The sequence below is a fragment of the Ignavibacterium sp. genome (assembly GCA_032027145.1).
GTDB lineage: Bacteria > Bacteroidota > Ignavibacteria > Ignavibacteriales > Ignavibacteriaceae > IGN3.
The window spans coordinates 47305-66532 of record JAVSMP010000001.1 but is presented as its reverse complement, the minus strand read 5'-3'; the positions used below and the strand labels follow the sequence as shown (position 1 = coordinate 66532).

General features: G+C 32.9%; 17 protein-coding genes. 13 read left to right on the top strand and 4 right to left on the bottom strand.

The window, feature by feature from the left end:
- Positions 1 to 98: 98 nt before the first annotated feature.
- Complete coding sequence (locus tag ROY99_00270) at positions 99 to 332, bottom strand: hypothetical protein (protein ID MDT3694789.1); 234 nt, start codon at positions 330 to 332, stop codon at positions 99 to 101.
- 145 nt (positions 333 to 477) lie between these two features.
- Here ROY99_00270 and ROY99_00265 point away from each other — a divergent pair, with 145 nt between their 5' ends.
- The 4 genes from ROY99_00265 to ROY99_00250 all read left to right on the top strand — a co-directional run bounded on the left by ROY99_00265 (position 478) and on the right by ROY99_00250 (position 5825).
- The gene (locus ROY99_00265) at positions 478 to 2931 is read left to right on the top strand and encodes an AMP-binding protein (protein ID MDT3694788.1); all 2454 of its coding nucleotides are present in this window, start codon (positions 478 to 480) and stop codon (positions 2929 to 2931) included.
- A gap of 7 nt (positions 2932 to 2938) precedes the next feature.
- Positions 2939 to 4492 (top strand): HAMP domain-containing sensor histidine kinase, encoded by a 1554-nt coding sequence (locus ROY99_00260; protein ID MDT3694787.1) that lies wholly within the window; start codon positions 2939 to 2941, stop codon positions 4490 to 4492.
- Positions 4493 to 4511: 19 nt separating this feature from the next.
- Positions 4512 to 5201: a response regulator transcription factor gene (locus ROY99_00255; GenBank protein MDT3694786.1), complete on the top strand. Its 690-nt coding sequence runs from the start codon at positions 4512 to 4514 to the stop codon at positions 5199 to 5201.
- 186 nt (positions 5202 to 5387) lie between these two features.
- On the top strand, positions 5388 to 5825 hold the full coding sequence (locus ROY99_00250; GenBank protein MDT3694785.1) for a hypothetical protein: 438 nt from the start codon (positions 5388 to 5390) through the stop codon (positions 5823 to 5825).
- A 10-nt stretch (positions 5826 to 5835) separates the two neighbouring features.
- Here the strand turns inward: ROY99_00250 and ROY99_00245 are convergent, their stop codons facing one another.
- Positions 5836 to 7059, bottom strand: a complete 1224-nt coding sequence (locus tag ROY99_00245; protein MDT3694784.1) for a dipeptidase — start codon at positions 7057 to 7059, stop codon at positions 5836 to 5838.
- 155 nt (positions 7060 to 7214) lie between these two features.
- Between ROY99_00245 and ROY99_00240 the strand changes: the two genes are divergently transcribed.
- Entirely contained in the window at positions 7215 to 8267 is a 1053-nt protein-coding gene (locus ROY99_00240; protein ID MDT3694783.1) for a beta galactosidase jelly roll domain-containing protein, read from the top strand.
- A 2-nt stretch (positions 8268 to 8269) separates the two neighbouring features.
- Here the strand turns inward: ROY99_00240 and ROY99_00235 are convergent, their stop codons facing one another.
- Positions 8270 to 9103: a phosphatase PAP2 family protein gene (locus ROY99_00235; GenBank protein ID MDT3694782.1), complete on the bottom strand. Its 834-nt coding sequence runs from the start codon at positions 9101 to 9103 to the stop codon at positions 8270 to 8272.
- 122 nt (positions 9104 to 9225) lie between these two features.
- On the opposite strand from ROY99_00235, the gene ROY99_00230 reads away from it, so the two are divergent.
- The gene (locus ROY99_00230) at positions 9226 to 10905 is read left to right on the top strand and encodes a hypothetical protein (GenBank protein ID MDT3694781.1); all 1680 of its coding nucleotides are present in this window, start codon (positions 9226 to 9228) and stop codon (positions 10903 to 10905) included.
- 53 nt (positions 10906 to 10958) lie between these two features.
- On the opposite strand, the gene ROY99_00225 is transcribed toward ROY99_00230, so the two are convergent.
- Positions 10959 to 11480 (bottom strand): hypothetical protein, encoded by a 522-nt coding sequence (locus ROY99_00225; protein MDT3694780.1) that lies wholly within the window; start codon positions 11478 to 11480, stop codon positions 10959 to 10961.
- A 19-nt stretch (positions 11481 to 11499) separates the two neighbouring features.
- Here ROY99_00225 and ROY99_00220 point away from each other — a divergent pair, with 19 nt between their 5' ends.
- The 7 genes from ROY99_00220 to ROY99_00190 all read left to right on the top strand — a co-directional run bounded on the left by ROY99_00220 (position 11500) and on the right by ROY99_00190 (position 19190).
- Positions 11500 to 11928 (top strand): metalloregulator ArsR/SmtB family transcription factor, encoded by a 429-nt coding sequence (locus ROY99_00220; GenBank protein ID MDT3694779.1) that lies wholly within the window; start codon positions 11500 to 11502, stop codon positions 11926 to 11928.
- A 17-nt stretch (positions 11929 to 11945) separates the two neighbouring features.
- Complete coding sequence (arsM, locus tag ROY99_00215; protein MDT3694778.1) at positions 11946 to 12743, top strand: arsenite methyltransferase; 798 nt, start codon at positions 11946 to 11948, stop codon at positions 12741 to 12743.
- Positions 12744 to 12799: 56 nt separating this feature from the next.
- A complete protein-coding gene (locus ROY99_00210; GenBank protein ID MDT3694777.1) occupies positions 12800 to 13357 on the top strand; it encodes a thioredoxin family protein in 558 nt (185 codons plus the stop codon).
- A 156-nt stretch (positions 13358 to 13513) separates the two neighbouring features.
- Positions 13514 to 13927, top strand: coding sequence for a hypothetical protein (locus ROY99_00205; GenBank protein MDT3694776.1), 414 nt, complete (start codon positions 13514 to 13516; stop codon positions 13925 to 13927).
- A complete protein-coding gene (locus tag ROY99_00200) occupies positions 13920 to 15575 on the top strand; it encodes an NAD(P)-dependent oxidoreductase (GenBank protein MDT3694775.1) in 1656 nt (551 codons plus the stop codon). Before ROY99_00205 ends, ROY99_00200 begins: the two co-directional genes overlap by 8 nt.
- A 149-nt stretch (positions 15576 to 15724) precedes the next feature.
- Complete coding sequence (locus ROY99_00195; GenBank protein MDT3694774.1) at positions 15725 to 17332, top strand: peptide chain release factor 3; 1608 nt, start codon at positions 15725 to 15727, stop codon at positions 17330 to 17332.
- Between the two features lie 334 nt (positions 17333 to 17666).
- On the top strand, positions 17667 to 19190 hold the full coding sequence (locus ROY99_00190; protein ID MDT3694773.1) for an aromatic amino acid ammonia-lyase: 1524 nt from the start codon (positions 17667 to 17669) through the stop codon (positions 19188 to 19190).
- Positions 19191 to 19228 lie beyond the last annotated feature (38 nt).

Below are 19228 nucleotides of genomic sequence, written 5' to 3'. Positions count from 1 at the left end.
AGTTCTTTGAGTTTATTGAAATTATTTATAACAGAAAAAGAACTCCGTTAGGAGTTTAATGTTTATAAAAAGTTGTTATTGTTTATTCCAGTGTTTTATCATTTAATAAAAATGATTATAAACCAGTAAACGATAGTAAGAAAGAAAAGACCCCAGAAAAGAATACTATTTATCCATTTAAAAAATCCAACTCCGATCCCGATTATAAGCCCGACAATAAGGTTATCAATTGCATACCCGTAAAGTAATCCGACTAATATTCCTAAAGCCAAATCAATGACTTTTAATTGAATCTTTTTTTGAGCGATAAGTTGTTCTCTTGTTTGGATCATAACTTCCTCAAAAGTTGTTGATTATACATACTAAAAAATTCTGATGAATTCAATTTTAAAGTAAAATATCCTTACAATTTAGTAACAGATATTTAGAGATTATTTAATATTTTAGAACTAAAGATTCATTACTAAAAGGTAAAACTTGTTTTTAAAAGACCATAACAAAACAGCAATGATCTATAGGGATCAAAAAGTTGATTACAATAAATTAATTAAGAATATAAATTTTTATTCGGCTCTTCTCCCAAATAATAACCTGACTAAAGCAGCTATATTTTCTGAAAACAGATTTGAATGGGTTTATGCGTTTTATTCTGCCTGGATGAAAAATGCTGTTGCAGTACCAATTGATTTTATGTCGTCATCAGATGATGTTGCTTTTATACTTAATGACTGCAAACCTGAAGTTGTTTATTATTCTGATGGAACAAAAGAAGTACTGGAAAATGCTGTCAAAGAGTTGAATTATGAAATTCAGAAAATAAATCTTGATGATATCAGAATAAATGAGGTAATATCCTTTTCAAATTTACCTGAGCCTGATCCCAACGATACTGCAGTAATTATTTACACCTCAGGTACAACCGGTTCACCTAAAGGAGTAATGCTTTCTTATGATAATCTCCGCGCAAATATAGAAGCTGTTACTGATGATGTTAGTATTTACAGAAACGATGACAGATTATTGGTGCTTTTACCGCTGCACCATATCTTCCCTTTGATGGGCACGATGATAATTCCTCTGGGTGTTGGAGGTACAATTATTTTTTCTCCCTCTATGGCTTCTGAAGATATTATGGCAACACTTCAACAGGAAATTACAATTATTATCGGCGTACCTCGTTTGTACAATCTTATCCGAAAGGGAATAAGAGATAAAATTGATAAGAGCGGAATTGCAAAATTTTTGTTTAAAGTTGCACAGAAGAAAAACTCATTAACATTTTCAAGAAAAATATTCGGTTCAGTGCAACGGAAGTTCGGCGGCAGGATTAAATATCTTGTAAGCGGCGGCGCTGCATTAGATAAAGATGTTGCAAGGGATTATCTGACACTTGGATTTGAAATTCTTGAGGGATTTGGTATGACAGAATGTGCGCCTATGATAACCTTTACAAGACCTGGAAAAGTTTTACCCGGTTCTGCCGGACAGCCACTAAAAACCAATGAAGTGAAAATTCTTGATGGTGAAATTGTAACCCGCGGCAGAAATGTTATGCAAGGCTATTATAACCGCCCTGAAGAAACATCTGCAATATTAAAAAATGGATGGTTATATACCGGAGACCTTGGATATCTTGATGATGATAATAGAATATTTATTACCGGAAGGAAGAAGGAAATAATAATTTTATCCAATGGAAAAAATGTTAATCCTGAAGAGATTGAAGATAAAATATTAAATATGAGTGAAGTTATTACTGAAATTGGTGTATTTGAAAAATCTGATTTACTTCACGCAGTTATTTATCCAGATTATCAAAAAGCAAAACAGCTGGGAATTGAAAATATTGAAGAGATGATTAAGTGGGAGGTTATTGATAAATATAATCAGTCAGTTACACCATATAAAAAAGTAATGAAATTCAGTTTGATTAAAGAACCATTACCACGCACCAGATTGCTGAAGTTAAAAAGATTTTTATTACCGCAGCTTGAACAAGTTTCTGAAGAAAAAACAGAAAATCTTATAGAACCGGCATTTCAGGAATATGTTTTAATTAAAGAATTTTTACAGCAGCAGAAAGAAACAACAATTCATCCTTCTGATCATTTAGAGATAGACCTCGGATTGGACTCGCTGGATAAAGTAAATCTTGGTGTCTATCTTGAATCTAACTTCGGGATAAAATACACAGAGCCTGAACTGGTCGGGTTTTCTAATGTTGTTAAACTTGCTGAAAATGTAAAAGATAAAAAAACAAAGCTTAGCGTTGAGGCAATTGATTGGGGTAAAATATTCAGAGAACGTTTTAATCTTGATCTGCCTAAAAGCTGGTTCACTCACAATATGATGAAATACAGTGCAAAAGTATTTCTTAAATTATATTTCAGATTAAAAGGTGAAGGATTAGAGAATATCCCTGAAGGTCCTTTTATTCTTGCGCCAAATCATCAAAGCTTTTTTGACGGACTGTTTGTGGCTGTTTTTCTTAAAAATAAATTATTAAAACAGACATATTTTTATGCAAAAGAAAAACACGTAAAGAATAAACTTCTGAAGTTTATTGCTGATAAACATAATGTGATTGTTATGGACCTTAATGATCTTAAAACTTCACTGCAAAAACTTGCGGAGGTTTTAAAACGCGGAAAAAATATTATTATCTTTCCCGAAGGGACAAGAACAATAAGCGGCGATATAGGCGATTTTAAAAAAACATTTGCGATTCTTAGCCGGGAATTAAATGTGCCTGTTGTTCCAGTAGTAATAAAAGGCGCTTATGACGCTTTGCCCCGCGGTACACATTTTCCGAGACCCTGGAAGAAAATAAATGTTAGGTTCTTAAAGCCGGTTAAACCCGAGAATCATACTTATGATTCGTTAAAAGATTTTGTAAAAGCAAAAGTATCTGAACAGTTGACGAAAAGATAAATTATAAATGAAAAAAATAGGCTTGATACTCATCCTGATTATTATTTTGCCTATAGCTTTTTTATTATACAATGAACTTATTAAGCTGAGCAAAGATGAAAAAGTGCTTGAAGAAATTTACAACAATCAGCTTCAGGCAATACTCTTTTCCGTTAATCAGTATTCAGAAGATGTTGTTAGAGCAACTGTAAATGAAATCATATCCGGGATTGAATCAGGTAATAAGCAGGGTTCCGGAAATGATATTCTTAATTCAATTGTAAGTGAAAATCGTAAGTTCAGTTATATTTTTATTGCTGATAGTCTGGAGGATGATAATTTAAAATTCTTTTTTAGAAATAATCTGAATATCTCAAATCCCATCTCATTAAATTTATCTTATACCCGTGAGCTGCTTCGGAACAAAGACCAAATACACAAATTGTATGATTACCGCAATCAGGGCTACAGAAAAATTGAACCAATTGACTTAGACAATTCTGCTGATGAGGCATTATTGGTTTTTGCAGGAACAGATAAATATCCAAACAGAATTTACGGTGCAGTTATAAATCCACAGGATTTTATTTCCGAAATACTTTCTCCGCGTTTACAGGAAGTTGCTAAAAATGAATTCATTATTTCTGTTATCAATCCTGTAACAGGTTATCAATATAATTCCACAAAAGATTTTGATAAGAAACCTGTTCAAGCTCAGAAACCATTGTGGATTTTCCCGGATTATAATCTGGGAATATCACTTGTTGGAAAGTCAATACAAGATCTTGTAGAAGAAAGAGCAACAGAAAATTTAATACTGATCGGAATATTATTTATTGTTTTGATCGCTGCTGTATGGTTCGTTTACAGTGCAGTTAATAAAGAACTTGAACTGTCTAAAGCAAAAGCAGATTTTGTTTCAAATGTTTCTCACGAACTTAGAACCCCGCTTTCTTTAATAAGCATGTTTGCAGAAACACTTGAGATGGATCGTGTTAAAACTGAAGAAAAGAAAAAAGAATATTATTCAATAATCAGCCGTGAATCTAATCGTTTAGGAAGAATTGTTAATTCAATTCTTAACTTCTCTAAAATGGAAGCAGGTAAACGCAAGTTTAGCTTTGCTGATGAAGATCTGAATGAAATTGTTATTCAGATTTATCAGAATTACAGTTATCATCTTTATAATAAAGGATTTGATTTTGAATATGAACCAGGTATTGATATTCCGAAAGTGAAGGTAGATCGTGAAGCAGTTTCAGAAGCCGTAGTTAATCTTATTGATAATTCAGTTAAATACAGCACAGAAAATAAATTTATTAAAATTACTATTGGCAGTGAAAATGATTTTGTATTTATAAAGATTTCTGATAAAGGCATTGGGATATCAGAAAAAGATCAGCAAAAAGTGTTTGATAAGTTTTATCGTGTTTCTTCAGGACTTATCCATACTACAAAAGGTACAGGACTAGGACTTACTCTTGTTAAACAAATTATGGATGCACATAAAGGCAAGATTATTCTTGAAAGTAAATCAGGCGAAGGAAGCAGTTTTAAATTATTGTTTCATTCAGGTTCTTAATTAAATATCGGAGATAAAAATGCCTAAAATATTAGTTGTTGATGATGAACAAAATATGAGAACCGGGTTAAAAGATAATCTGGAATTTGAAGGTTATGATGTTGATACTGCAAATGATGGTGATGAGGGATTAAAGAAAATTTTTGCGAATAATTATACTCTTATAATACTCGATGTGATGATGCCGAAAAAATCCGGTTTTGATGTTTGTAAAGAAACCCGTAAAGCCGGGATAAAAACTCCCATTATTTTGCTTACTGCCAAAGGTGAGGAAATTGATAAAGTTGTTGGTCTTGAAATAGGTGCAGATGATTATGTTACTAAGCCGTTCAGTTTAAGAGAACTGCTTGCAAGAGTAAAAGCTATTCTTCGAAGAAGTGATAGTTTAATAATGGATAATGAATCTCGTGAAATACAAATCGGTAAACTTGCTGTTGATTTTAACAGTTATAAAGCTACATTAAAAAACAAAGATGTGGCAATGTCTCACAAAGAATTTGAAATCCTTCGTTACCTTTGGAAGCATCGTAACAAAACAGTAAGCAGAGATAACTTGCTTACTGAAATATGGGGTTATGACGATACTCCAACTACAAGAACTGTTGATAATTTTATTTTAAAGCTCAGACAAAAAATTGAAAGGGATCCAAACCATCCGCAGGTAATATTAACAGTGCACGGAATCGGTTACAAACTTATAATCGCATAGTGCTCAATGTGATTGAACATTTATAAATCTAATATTATAGTCTCTGAAAGTTATCCTTCATTCCTGATTATCATGACAATTCTTTACATCTCTTTACTTTGAAATGACAGCAGTTACAATTCCTTAAAGTAGTTTTGAACCAGAAGCTTAGATGTTTTTTATTAATTTATTTTAAGGAGATTCAAAGTGAAAACGGGATTATTTGAAGACAAAAATTACTTAACAGTTGTTGTTTCAATATTATTTACTCTGATGATTTCTACAACAATGGCTCAGAATCACAAAGTTGCTGATTTGTGTAATCATAAATATGCAAAACAGAATCTGATTACTGCAATTCATTCCTCAAATATGGGAGTAAGAGAGAGTGCTGTTTATCTTACAGGTAAGTACAGATTTGTTGATCTTGAAGACGAATTGATAAAACAATTACAAGTTGAAAGTGAAGCTGATATAAAAGTTTTAATAGGATTGGCACTTTTCAGAATGAATAGTGAAAAAGGAATGAGGGAGTTAAAGGAAGTTTCTATCTACGACCAAAACTTAAAAGTCAGACAAATGAGTCAGGCTATATGCAAAGAATATTTTGAAAACAATCCTGACAATAAAATAACTGCTCAGTAATGGGCAGTTATTAATCATTTTTTAATCTTGCTGCTGCTTCTTCAACTTCTTTCCATACGCGCAGTAAATTACCGCCAAGAATTTTTGCAATTTCATTTTCTGTATAATTTCTTAAGAGTAATTCATAAACAAGGTTGGGATATTTTGAAACGTCTTCCAGCCCAACCGCAAGCATGCCGCCTGTTCCGTTAAAATCAGAACCAAGACCAACATAATCAATTCCGACTAAATTTTTCACATGGTCAATATGATCAGCTACATCTTTAACAGTAGCTGGCGGCAGGGGATTATCCTTCCAGTATTGTTCTTCGTATTTCCAGGCTAATTCAGAATTTGAACCAATATTGTTTTCCTTCAAATATTTTTTAATACTTTCTTCACCGGCAGTATATGCCTGATATGTTTCGTTTTTAAGAAAAAAATTTGCAAAAGCTAATTGAATAACTCCGCCATTTGCAGCAAGCTTTTTTATCATATCATCATTCATATTTCTTTCGTAACCGGGGGTAAAAAATCTGCAGCAGGAATGAGATGCAATAACCGGAGCTTTACTTAATTTTATCACATCATAAAAAGTGCTGTCACTTACGTGTGAAATATCAACCATCATTCCGAGGCGATTCATTTCTTTAACAACTTCTTCTCCGAATGGACTAAGCCCGTTCCATTTTCTTTCAGGATCATTTGCAGAGTCTGAAATATGATTCCATTTATAATGTGCAAGTGTTATATACCGAACACCCTTGTCATAAAACTCTCTTAAATTATCTAAACTATGTTCAATTGGTGAACCGTTTTCCATACCCATTGTAAGCAGTATTTTATTCTTGTTAAAATTGTTCGTTATATCGGAAGATGATCTTACAAAGTAAAACTTATCAGGCCAAAGTTTAACCATTTTATGTACGAGAGCTATCATTGAGTCGGCTTTGATCTTTGACTTACCCTTAGCTTCCAAACTTGGAGAGGTATAGATTGACATAAATGCAACATCTAAACCACCTCTTAATGCTCTTACATAATCAATTTCGCCTTTATCAGTTTCTGTTGAAACATCAAACCATTCATCATATAGCCAGTCAGGTAAATCAATGTGTGTATCAACAAGTAAATTATTTTTGCAAATTTGCTCAGCCTTTTGCCAAAGAATTGGATCAATGACATTATTTTTATTCTGAGAGTGTGTTGAAATAAAAAGTATAGGAACAAGTACTAATAATATTTTATTTTTCATCTGATCCTTTGATTAATTTATTATGGACAATAGTAAAAAATGTTTTAAGATAGTCATTTAATTATGTGGTGACAACTTTTTACAAATCTTTACTTTATAATAACACCATTTATAATTAATTAGCTTATGTTTAGTAAAAAATAAATAAAAATAAAATGAAATCCCTCAATCCATTAAAAATACTTCTACCAATTACCATTATGATTTTCTTCGGCTGTAACGAACAAAACAATTCAATACAAAATAACGATGTAAAAGAAAAAATGGTTTTAGATTTATCCGGAAAATGGAAATTCAGACTTGGTGATGATCTTAAATGGAAAGAGAAAAATTTTAATGACAATGATTGGGAAGAAATACATACACCTGCACGCTTTGAAAATCAAGGATTTCAGGGCTATAATGGTTATGCCTGGTACAGAACTTCTTTTAAATTACCGAAAGAATTACCGGATGGGCAGCTCTATCTGGTGCTTGGATATATAGATGATGCTGATCAAACATTTATAAATGGAAATTTGATTGGTTTATCCGGAGGTTTACCGCCCAATTACAGAACAGCTTATGATGCATATAGAAAATACTACATACCAAAGGAATACTTAAATAAAGCTGGCGAGAATATCATTGCTGTAAGAGTATTTGATAATGAGCTTGATGGAGGAATAATAAGCGGTGAAATTGGTTTATATATTTCAGAAGGCGGTATTGAACCTGATATTAATTTAAGCGGTATCTGGGACTTCAGAACCGGTGCTGATTCATTGTTTCTCAAAGAGAAAAAAGAAGATAATAATACAACACAATTAATGGTACCCGCTCACTGGGATATCCAAGGTTATCAGAATTATGACGGATTTGCCTGGTATAGAAAAACATTTTTATTACCTAAAGAATTTGAAGGTGAAAATATGATTTTATTATTAGGGAAAATTGATGATATTGATCAAACCTTTGTTAATGGTGTTTTAGTTGGTTTTACAGGCAATTGGAATTTTAATAATATCCCGACAGATTTTAATAAAGATGATGAGTATCAGGTTAAAAGAGTTTATTCCGTTCCCTCAAAAATATTAAAACCCGGAGTTGAAAATACAATAGTAGTGCGGGTATTTGATGGCTTTAAAGATGGCGGAATATATGAAGGTCCGATAGGACTAATAACAAGTAAAAATTATCAGAAGAGAAACAAAGTCACTACTAAATAAAATTAATTTTTTACTGTTTTAATAATATTTTGTTTTATTAAAAGGAAAGAGATAATCATTATCATCGCTCCGAATAAAACATCAGAAGTATAGTGGGCACCAATTATAACTCTGCTGATACAAACAGCAATTGCGTAACTGATAACTATCCCCTTAAAAAATATTCGTTTTAAAAATGACTTATCCATTACAAATACAAACAACGCCATCAGTATAAATCCCATTGCAGCATGTCCGGAAGGAAATGATTGATTACCTGTTATCCCGTTTGGGATATACCATGCAGTAAAATTTGAATAATTTTCAGCTAAGTCTCTGAACCTGATTCTTCCCCAAAATATTTTTAGCGGTTGTATGGTTACCAGGTATCCATAAAAAAACATTTTGAATGATAATCTTGAAAACAGGATAGATTTTTTTGAAAACTTATAACGCTTCTTAAAAAGCAATGAAATGAAAATGTTGAATAATATAGCAGCAAGGAAAAAGTAATTTCTGTTAGAATTAAAAAATACAGAGCTATCAGTCATTGCTAAGGAAAGCACCCATAAAATATAAATTGTTATCAGCGAAACTGTAGTCAGAAGAAATGAGGTAAATAAAATAGTTTTTATGTTGGATGATGCTTTTAAGGTTACAATATAAATATGCATACCAATAAGAATAACCAGAAGACCGGGAATCTCTCCATACTCTTCCAGTAACCCAGCCCAGAATGAAGCAGGATTGTAAAAGTTTACAGAAATCCACAGATCGCTGGATTCTAAAAGAAATGCTGCTACTATCCAAATAAAGATTAAGTATGAAACAGTTGTTTTATTAGATGCTTTTTTCAAATAAATATTTACTAAATGATGCGTCAATTTAATGAATGAACATAAAAACAACTAACTATTATTTCATGATAATCTATCATTATATTTCATCTGGAAAAATTTTAAATCTGAAAGGATAGACAATGTCGTTTAAATATTTGACAGATAAGTATTCAAAATCAATTGATGAACTAATAGATAAATTGAATAAGGAAAAAGTGATTGATAGAATATGGAAAAAGGATTTTACTGTCTGGAACAATAATCCAGAAGAAATATCAAACAGACTTGGCTGGCTTGACAGTGTTGAGGTAACCGGTAAAGCATTAAAAGAAATTTTTGAATTTGTTTATGATGTAAAAGTAGCCGGATATACGCGTGTTTTGTTAATGGGAATGGGCGGATCATCATTAGCTCCCGAAGTTTTCAGATTAACATTTGGTGTAAAAGAAGGATTCCTGGATTTAGCTGTTTTAGATTCAACTAATCCTGAAGTTATAATGGATTATGCTAAACAATTTGATCCTCATAGAACATTATATATTGTTTCTACTAAATCAGGGGGAACTGTTGAAACATTTTCGTTCATGAAGTTTTTCTACAATTTTGCTCTGCATATTTTAGGCGAAGAAGAAGTAGGTAAACATTTCGCCGCTATTACTGACCCTGGAAGCGGATTGCAGAAAATTGCAGAAGAATTAAAGTTCAGAAAAGTATTTTTAAACGATCCCAATATCGGCGGTAGATTTTCTGCTTTATCTTTTTTCGGTTTGGTTCCTGCAGCATTAGTTGGAGTTGATATCCAAAAAGTATTATTGCTTGCAGAAGAAGAAGTAATTAACTGCAAAAAATCCGGAGTTGAGCTTTCATCAAACATAGCTGCACAAATTGGTTTGATAGTCGGAGGGCTTGGTAATAAGGGAATTGATAAGCTTACATTTATTATTTCTCCTGAATTAAAATACTTGGGCGCCTGGTTGGAACAGTTAATTGCTGAAAGCACCGGCAAAACTGGTAAAGGGATTCTACCTGTTGATTCAGAATTAATTGAAGATCCAGTGTTCTATTCAAATGATCGGTTGTTTGTTTATTTAAAATTCAAAAGCGATACAGTTTATGACGATAAGATTGCTAAAATTAAAGATGCCGGTTTCCCGATTATTGAAATTGAAATAAGAGATAAACTTGAATTAGGCAAGCAGTATTTTTTGTGGGAATTTGCAACTGCTGTTACAGGATGGGTTTTACAGATACATCCGTTTGATCAACCCAATGTTGAACAAGCAAAAGTTGTTGCCAGACAAATGGTGAAAGAATATCAGGAAAATGGAAAGCTGCCCGAACTAACTCCAACACTACAGGACAAAGGTATAAAAGTATATGGAAATGTTAGAACAAAATTGATTGAGGAAGTATTGGAAAGATTTTTATCTGATTGTAAAAGCGGAACAAATTATGTTGCAATTCAGGCTTATCTTAATCCAACTGAGCAAATAACAGAAGCTTTACAAAGCTTAAGAACAAAAATTCAGAAAAAGTATAAAGTTGCAACAACACTTGGTTTCGGTCCAAGATTTCTTCACTCAACCGGTCAGCTTCACAAAGGTGATTCAGGTAACGGATATTTTATTCAGTTTATTTCTGATGCAGAAGATGATCTTCCGATTCCGGAAAATATTGGTGAAGAGAAAACATCAATAACATTTGGAGTATTGATTAAAGCTCAGGCATTGGGCGACAGACAAGCATTACTTGACAACAGAAGGAAAGTGATAACAATAGAACTTGGCAGTAATATTATTGATTCGATAAAACAGCTTTAACACAAACTCGTTTATTATTTATTGTAACCTGAGATGTTTAAATCTTAACGCTTTTATTTTCTGTTAAAAAAACCTAAAATAATCCCAAGAGCCAGCGACCAGAGAGCTGCTAATCCTATTTGAAATTCCTTTGGTAAAATAAAAGTAATAGTATGTGCAGGAATCCAGAACCATAATAAAGAATAAAATCCTTTATCAATATTCTTCCAGTTGTTTTTTCTTGCTATTAAATTATCGAACAATCGGTGCATTAAAACAAGAAATGGTCCGAATTGTAAATTCATCGAAGTTGAAATTGCAAAAGATTTTCCGAGCCCTGATAATTGGGGCAAAAAATTATGTTCAATCAAACTGTCAACAAAACCGTTAAATCCAATAAAAGCATATTTTATAAATACTGCAAGCACTGCCCACTCTAACATTTTTAAAACTATTACATTAGCTTTATACGGCAGTTGAATCTTGCGTTTGATTAACCAATACGAAACTATATCACCAAGCGTTCCAAGTATTGAAAATTGAATCATTGCAGAAATTATCGGATACTCTTTTACGAATTCAATATACCAGCTCATAAAACCTTTTTTAAAATAATTGCCTGTCAAAATTAGACTGATAAAAAAGTATAACCAAATTGCTGATGATTACCACTTGCTCTTAACTGTCCCTTTATCGTATATTTACGATAAAGGAAAAGAGAAAATTATGGCTGCTGCTAAAAAGGAAGATTTCAAGACAGAAGATATTTGGTTAGCTGATATTGCTAAAGCATTATCACACCCGGCAAGGATCAGCATTATGAAAATATTGACTGATATGAATGTTTGTATGTGCGGAGATATCGTTGAGCTTCTTCCGCTCTCGCAATCAACTGTCTCGCAGCATCTTAAAGAATTAAAAAGAGTGGGATTGATTCAGGGCGATATTAACGGTTCTAAAGTGTGTTACTGTATTAATAATAAAACACTTCAAAAAGCGAAAAGAGAATTTGATAAACTATTTAATAAAATATGTAGCTGCTAAATTGAAAGGAAAAAAGTATGAATGAGCAGAAAAATGTAAAAGAAATTGTTAAAGAAAAATATGCTGAGATAGCTGTCGCTTCAGCGGGAAAATGCTGCTGCGGATCTTCTAACAAAAAAATTGTTGACTACTCAATTATGAAAGATGATTACGGACATCTTGAAGGTTATGTTGCAGAAGCAGATCTTGGTTTAGGCTGCGGATTGCCCACTGAATTTGCGAATATTAAAAAGGATGATGTTGTTATTGATCTCGGCTCAGGTGCAGGAAATGATGTATTTGTTGCAAGAGCTTTAGTGGGTGATGGAGGGAAAGTAGTTGGAATTGATTTTACAGATGAAATGATAATCAAAGCTAATTTTAATCTTGATAAACTTGGTTATAAGAATGTTGAATTTAAATTTGGTGAAATTGAAGATCTGCCGGTAGTAGATAATTTTGCAGATGTGGTTATAAGTAATTGTGTGCTTAATCTTGTTCCCGATAAACAAAAAGCTTTTAATGAAATTTTCCGTGTTCTAAAATATGGCGGACATTTTTGTGTTTCCGATATTGTAATTAAAGGAGAATTGCATCCCGGACTTAAAGAATCTGCTGAGATGTATGCGGGATGTGTTGCTGGTGCTATTCAACAAGAAGAATATATCGGAATAATTGAGAAATCAGGTTTTAAAAATGTTGAAATCAAAAAAACAAAGACGATTGAATTGCCGGATAACGTTTTAACAAAACACCTGAACAATGAACAGATCAAAGAATACAAAGAAAAACAAACTGGAATTTATAGTATAACAGTAGTTGGGTATAAGTCTTAAATAATTTATGTTGAATACTATTTCAGATAGTGAGTAAAAATTATAGAAAGGGAGTAATGAACTGGTTAACAAATTTTGAACAAGCTAAAGAAGAAGCAGCAAAATCCAGAAAAGTAATACTTCTTCAGTTTGAAATGGATAACTGCGGAGGCTGTGAGAAACTGGAGAAATTGACTTATCCAAATTCTAAAGTTGAAAAAGAAATTAATGAATGGTTCATTCCGCTTAAGCTTAATATTATTAAAGACAGAGAAGTAAGAAGAAGTTTTGGCGCTTACTGGACTCCATCAATTTATTTTATTGATTCAAACGGAAGTTCATATTATCATTTTAATGGTTTTCTTCCGCCAGAAGAATTCAGAATAATTTTAAGATTAGGTTTGACTGAAACTATCATGCCGCGTGGCAGATATGATGATATAATTAAAATTATTGATCTTGATATAGAGGATTTTAAAAATAATTCATCTTTCCCAAAGCTATTGCTTCAAAGAGAATTAGCTAGATATATTAAAACAAAAGACAATTCGATACTCAGACAGACACTTAAGGATATTGAAAAAGATTTTCCTCAATCTCTTGAATCAAAAATGAACTTCTGGGATATGAAGTAGTGATACCTGCTGATTTTTGAATTAGGTTATCAGCTTTAGTCAGTTTTGTTGTATTGCCGTCGGACAAATGCTCAATCATTCACACTTGAGAATAATTGCTTGAAATTCACTTAAGTTATTAGCTTATTTACTATAGTAATTATTAATTGGATTATTATGTTTAATAAGCCTGATAAATTACTCGCGGTTTTCCTTTGGCTTGTATCGCTCCATTCTTTTTTTGTAGGCACCGGACTGATTTTATTACCAGCTTCTGCATTTGAGTTTTTAGGATTTTTGCCAACCTTCGACAGATTTTTTTCAACACAAGGCGGCGTATTTCATTTTGCTATGTCTATTGCTTATGGTATGGCAGCTTTTAATTTAATCAAAAATAAGCAGCTGGTTGTATTTTCAGTTATAGTAAAATTTATTGCCGCTGTATTTCTGATTGTTTACTTCGTCTTTATCAGCCATCAATGGTTGATTATTGCTTCAGCAATTGCAGATATGTTAATGGGAATAGTGATATTGCTTCTTTATAAAAAATTAGAAACTAAAAATTATTTTAGCTCAGACAATTATGAATAAGTTACCGTCAATAGTTATAACCGGTGCTAGCGGATTTGTTGGAAGCAACATGATTGACTTTCTTAAAGAAGAGTTTTTGATTTTTGCAATTGCAAGACGATCGAGAAAAGAATCGAATATTCCATATCATCCTAATCTGCACTGGCTGCAGTGTGATATATCCAATCAAACTGCACTTAACGAAGCATCTGAATATATTAATAAGAATGACGGTGCAGATTTTATTCTGCACCTTGCTGCATTTTATGATTTTACCTACAAAGATAATCCTGCTTATCAGTCAGTAAACATTGATGGGACAAAAAACATGCTCGGCTTTGCAGAAAAGGTAAACATCAAAAGATTTATTTTCGCAAGTTCACTAGCAGCTTGCGAATTTCCTGAAAGCGGAAAAGTAATTACGGAAAAAACCTTACCTGATGCAAAGTATCAATATGCAAGAAGTAAAAAAATCGGTGAAGAGTTTATTAAAGAATACTCAACAAAGTTTCAATGTTCGGTAGTACGTTTTGCTGCTGTTTACAGCGATTGGTGTGAGTTTGCACCGCTTTATAAATTTTTATCAACCTGGTTATCAAGGAAAATTGAATCAAGAATTATCGGAGGCAAAGGAGAATCTGCAATACCTTATATTCATATCAGGGATTTATGTGAGCTGATAAAAACTATCATTCTTAAAACGGATGAGCTTCCTGATTTTGATATTTATAATGCAAGCCCGAATGGATCAACCTCGCATAAGGAGCTGTTCGAAATATCAACGAGATATTATTATGGCGAAGTAATAAAGCCGATTAACTTGCCCAAATTTCTGGCATATCCAGCATTAATAGTCAGAAAGCTGTTACAAATATTTAAACTTACTTGTGAAGATCCTTTTGAGCAATTCTGGATGGTAAAATATATTGATAAAAAACTTGATATTGATTCTTCGTACACAGTGTCCAAACTTAATTGGCAAACTAAACCAAGATATCATATTAACAGAAGATTACTTTTTCTGCTGGAAAAAATGAAAAGTCATTCGGATGAATGGCGTGTAAAAAATGAAGCTGCATTGAAGAGAATAGCACACAGAGCAAATCTGATGATTTATGAGAAAATGATTGAACAAAAAGATGCTATCTTGGCAAACATTATCGAGATAATTTTAACTGAAAATCCGAAAGGTGTTTTCTCAAGGTATAAAATAATGCCTATTAACGATTTTCAATGTTATATGAGTGCTTTATACCACTTATTACTTGCAACTGTAAGAAGCAGTGACAGGAGTCTGCTTTTAAAATATATTGATGAAATTGCAATTAAAAGATTTGCCGAAGGATTTGAACCGGAAATATTGTGCAGTACATTAAAAACATTTAGCAGTGTGATAATAAAGCATCTTAGTGCTTATAAAGAATTAAGCTCTATTAAACAGGAGCTTTACGATAATATCGGTCTTACATTTCAGATTGCACAGGACGAAGTAGAAGATTTATACGACAGTCTCGTAAAGAAAATCTCAATTGAAAAAATTGCGAAATCATCACTGCTGCCCGATTGCAAAGAACTTCAGAAAATGATTCGTCAGCTTAGTGCCTTTTATCAGGTCTCACCCGAAGAGTTTAACCTATCAAATGAAGAGCTTATAGACACATTAAAATAAAATCCTTTTAAACTTACGGACTGATTTTATTATATTTGCACCGCAATGAATAAGAAAAAAAATTATTAGCTTTTCTTTTAACCTCAACAAGCTTGTAGTTACAAGTCATCCGATTATTTTAATCAGTTTATTAAATCATTAAAAAGTATATGAATATCCTTAAAGAAATAAAGAACAGAAAAACATTTGCAATAATAAGCCACCCCGATGCGGGTAAAACAACATTAACAGAAAAATTATTGTTATTCAGTGGTGCAATTCAGATTGCAGGCGCAGTAAAATCTAATAAGATAAGAAAAACAGCTGCAAGTGATTTTCAGGAAATTGAAAAACAAAGAGGTATTTCTATCTCAACATCAGTTTTGAGTTTTCATTATGATGGATATAATATTAATCTGCTTGATACGCCCGGGCATAAAGATTTTGCTGAAGATACTTACCGTACATTAACTGCTGTAGATAGTGTAATTCTTGTTATTGACTGTGTTAAAGGAGTTGAAGAACAAACAGAAAAGCTGATGAATGTTTGCAGAATGCGCAACACGCCTGTAATAGTTTTTATAAACAAACTGGACCGCGAAGGTAGAAATCCGATTGAACTTCTTGATGAAATTGAAGCAAAGCTTGATATTAAAGTACAGCCATTAACCTTCCCGATGGGAATCGGGGTTAGTTTTAGAGGAGTTTATAATATTTATGAAAATCTGTTTTCATTTTTTAAAGCCAATAAACAAAGGGTTGAAGAAGAGATAGAGAGATTTGTTGGAGTAGATGATCCAAAACTTACAGAATGGTTTGGTGATGATGCAAAAAAACTAAAAGATGATATTGAATTGATTCAGGGTGCTTATGATAATTTTAATGTAGATAATTATTTAAATGGAAATGTAGCTCCGGTGTTCTTTGGTAGTGCAATTAATAATTTTGGTATAAAAGAATTACTTGACACCTTTGTTAAGATTGCGCCTCAGCCGCAGCCGAGAGACACAACTTCAGGAATTATAAATCCTGATGATGAACATTTTTCTGGATTTGTTTTTAAAATCCATGCAAATCTTGACCCTAAACATCGAAACAGAATTGCTTTTTTAAGAGTTTGTTCGGGTAAGTTTGAGAGAAATAAATTTTATCATCACGTTAGATTAAATCGTGATATAAAATTTCCAAACCCTGCTTCCTTTATGGCACAGGATAAGACAACGATAGACGAAGCATTTCCTGGTGATGTTATTGGTCTTTATGATACAGGTAATTTTAAAATAGGTGATACCATTACTGAGGGTGAAGATTTTATGTACAAGGGCATTCCTACTTTTTCACCAGAAATATTTAAAGAACTTCATCTCGAAGATCCATTTAAATCCAAGCAGCTTAATAAGGGCATTATGCAATTAACAGATGAAGGGCTTGCACAGGTTTTTATTCAGAATAACGGAAACAGAAAAGTTGTTGGTACAGTTGGCGATCTTCAGTTTGATGTACTTGAGTACAGATTACTGAATGAATACGGTGCACAATGCCGCTTTCGTCCTTTAAATTATTACAAAGCCTGTTGGATTGTTTTTGATAATGAAGATGATATCGCTGAATTGAAAAGAATCAGATCACATAATTTATTCTTGGATAAGCACAACAAGCTTGTTTTTTTAGCTGAGTCTCAATACTCTATTACAAGCGCTAAGGAAAAAAATCCAAAAGCAAAGTTCCTGTTCAGTGTTGAGCATAATACTCAGACTCATGAACTTGAAGTTGGTTAAAATATAAATTTATTTTCAACCGACAGTAATTAGGAAATATAATCTGATTAAATCAATTAAAACACAACCATTCAGATTGCAGCTGTTCTTTTAATTGTAAATGGACTTACTGATTCACTGATTATTAGAAAATAATAAACCCGAGTAATAATGTTTCATTTCACATAAAGCTGCAATGGTTTTATCTTTTACTGATATGATGTTGTTTTGGAATTTACTTTCACCTCAGCTTTTAATTACTTCTCATAATACCACGATTGGTAAAATCTTATAAATATTTTTCACATCTTATACCTAAATTTGCTTATCAATAAATTTATTATTTGGAGATATTATGCCGATCATTCTTGATGGTTCAAATTTAACTGTTGAAAAATTAGTCCGCATAGCAAGATACAAAGAGCAAGTTGAGCTTAGTAAAGACTCAATTGAAAGAATTAAAACCTGTCGTGCAATGCTTGAAGAAAAAATTCAGGCACACGAAATAATGTACGGGGTTAACACCGGTATTGGTGAATTTTCTGAAGTTGTCCTGAACGATGAACAAGTAAAAGATTTTCAAAAATATCTTATCTATAATCATTCGGCTGGTATAGGTGAGCCAATGCCGATTGAATATGTACGCGGAGCAATTGCCGGAAGAATAAATGTCCATGCTCATGGTAACTCTGGCTGCAGACCTGAAATCACGTTAACACTTGTTGAAATGCTGAACAAAGACTGCATTCCGGTTGTATGTCAAAAAGGTTCTGTTGGTGCTTGTGGTGATTTAGCTCCAATGTCGCAAATAGCTTTACTGATGATGGGAGAAGGAGAAGCATATTACAAAGGTGAAAGATTACCCGGTAAAACTGCATTTGAAAAATCCGGAATTAAAGTTCCCGGTTTACAGGCACGTGATGGACTTGCAACAATTAACGGATCAAATTTTATTACTGCAATAAGCGCAATACAATTGTATGATGTAAATCGCTGGTTAAAACAAGCTGAGATTGCTGCTGCGATGTCATTGGAAGCTTTGCTTGCTAATATGAAACCTTATGATGTAAGGCTGCATAAGTTAAGAGGATTTTCAGGAGCAGTCAGAAGTTCTCAGTCAATAAAAAAATGCATAGAAGGCAGTGATCTTCTGACAGGTAAACTTAAAATTAAAGTTCAGGATGCTTATTCAATGCGCTCAACTCCGCAGGTAATTGGTGCTGCACACGATGCCGTTGCTTATGCAAAATCACAAATTGAGATAGAGCTTAACGGTGTTGGCGATAATCCTATTTTTATTCCTGAAGATAAAATTACTCTGACAGGAGCAAATTTTCAGGGCACACCTGTTTCACTGCCGATGGATATGATAAGTGCAGCTGTTACGATGGTATGTGTGCTGTCTGAAAGAAGAATGAACAGGTTAAACAATCCTGCGTTAAGTGTTGGACTTCCTGCTTTTTTAACAAAAGGTGCAGGAATGTTTTCGGGTCTGATGTTAAGTCAGTACACAGCCGATACATTAATTGTTGAGCAAAGAATTTTATCTACCCCGGCATCAATACAATCTATTCCTGCTGCTGCTGATCAGGAAGATTTTGTTTCTATGGGAATGAATACTGCAATTAAGAATGCTCAGATTCTTGATAATGCTTATGGTATATTGGGGATTGAATTTATGGCTGCTGCACAGGCTCTTGATTTCCGTGAACATCAAACAGGAAATGGAGTTGCAAAAGCAAAAGAAGTAATTCGCAGGCACGTTGATTTTCTGGATATTGATCGCCCGCTTTATCCTGACCATAATAAGATGAAAGAGCTGGTCAAATCCTGTGAAATACTTGAGCAGGTAGAAAAAGTAATTGGAAGTTTGGAGTAAGAAAATAGGACGCGGATTGAACAGATTAAACTGATACC

Bases quoted from the DNA above. Each gene is read 5' to 3' on its own strand.
- ROY99_00270 (MDT3694789.1), bottom strand. From the start codon at position 332: ATGATCCAAACAAGAGAACAACTTATCGCTCAAAAAAAGATTCAATTA.
- ROY99_00260 (MDT3694787.1), top strand. From the start codon at position 2,939: ATGAAAAAAATAGGCTTGATACTCATCCTGATTATTATTTTGCCTATA.
- ROY99_00255 (MDT3694786.1), top strand. From the start codon at position 4,512: ATGCCTAAAATATTAGTTGTTGATGATGAACAAAATATGAGAACCGGG.
- ROY99_00245 (MDT3694784.1), bottom strand. From the start codon at position 7,059: ATGAAAAATAAAATATTATTAGTACTTGTTCCTATACTTTTTATTTCA.
- ROY99_00240 (MDT3694783.1), top strand. From the start codon at position 7,215: ATGAAATCCCTCAATCCATTAAAAATACTTCTACCAATTACCATTATG.
- ROY99_00230 (MDT3694781.1), top strand. From the start codon at position 9,226: ATGTCGTTTAAATATTTGACAGATAAGTATTCAAAATCAATTGATGAA.
- ROY99_00225 (MDT3694780.1), bottom strand. From the start codon at position 11,480: ATGAGCTGGTATATTGAATTCGTAAAAGAGTATCCGATAATTTCTGCA.
- arsM (MDT3694778.1), top strand. From the start codon at position 11,946: ATGAATGAGCAGAAAAATGTAAAAGAAATTGTTAAAGAAAAATATGCT.
- ROY99_00210 (MDT3694777.1), top strand. From the start codon at position 12,800: ATGAACTGGTTAACAAATTTTGAACAAGCTAAAGAAGAAGCAGCAAAA.
- ROY99_00205 (MDT3694776.1), top strand. From the start codon at position 13,514: ATGTTTAATAAGCCTGATAAATTACTCGCGGTTTTCCTTTGGCTTGTA.
- ROY99_00200 (MDT3694775.1), top strand. From the start codon at position 13,920: ATGAATAAGTTACCGTCAATAGTTATAACCGGTGCTAGCGGATTTGTT.
- ROY99_00195 (MDT3694774.1), top strand. From the start codon at position 15,725: ATGAATATCCTTAAAGAAATAAAGAACAGAAAAACATTTGCAATAATA.
- ROY99_00190 (MDT3694773.1), top strand. From the start codon at position 17,667: ATGCCGATCATTCTTGATGGTTCAAATTTAACTGTTGAAAAATTAGTC.